The 694-nt window shown below is 71.8% G+C and carries 1 pseudogene; it reads left to right on the top strand.

Going from position 1 to position 694, the window contains the following annotated elements:
* Window positions 1-694 (top strand): annotated as a pseudogene (locus A5692_RS08680) (lytic transglycosylase domain-containing protein); the annotation flags it as partial.

Raw genomic sequence — 694 nt, forward strand, 5'->3', positions numbered from 1 at the left:
AGCAGAAGATGGCCGTGGCCGCCCCGAACTGCGGCGTGAGCTGGAACTTGCTGGCCGGGATCGGGCGCATCGAATCCGGCCACGCCGGCGGCGGCGCGGTCGACGCGCGCGGCACGGCGGTCGTCCCGATCTACGGACCCGCGCTGGACGGCACGCTGCCCGGCAACGAGATCATCTTGCAGAGCAGCGTCGGCAATCGCCCGACGTACGCCCGCGCGATGGGGCCGATGCAATTCCTGCCCGGCACCTGGGCGCGCTACGCCTCCGACGGCAAAGGCGACGGCGTCGCCGATCCGCAGAACCTGTTCGACTCCACGCTGGCCGCGGCCCGCTACCTGTGCAGCGGCGGCCTCAACCTCCGCGACCCATCTCAGGTGATGGCCGCGATCCTGCGCTACAACAACTCGATGGCCTACGCGCAGAACGTGCTGGGCTGGGCCTCGGCGTACGCCACCGGCGTGGTGCCGGTCGACCTGCCTCCGATGACCGGTCCGCCGCCCCCACTCGCCGACGCGCATCTCGAGCACGCCGAGGGACTCGGCCCCAACCTGCCGATGAACGTCAACGGGCTGCCGTTGGACGACCCCCTGGCGCGCATGCCGCTGATCGACCTCTCCCAACCGCAGAGTGCGGGTCCTCCGCCGATGTTCCCGTGGATGACCCCGACGCCGCAGCAGGCCCCGGCCCGGCTGCC

It is taken from the genome of Mycobacterium sp. E342, assembly GCF_001667665.1.
GTDB lineage: Bacteria > Actinomycetota > Actinomycetes > Mycobacteriales > Mycobacteriaceae > Mycobacterium.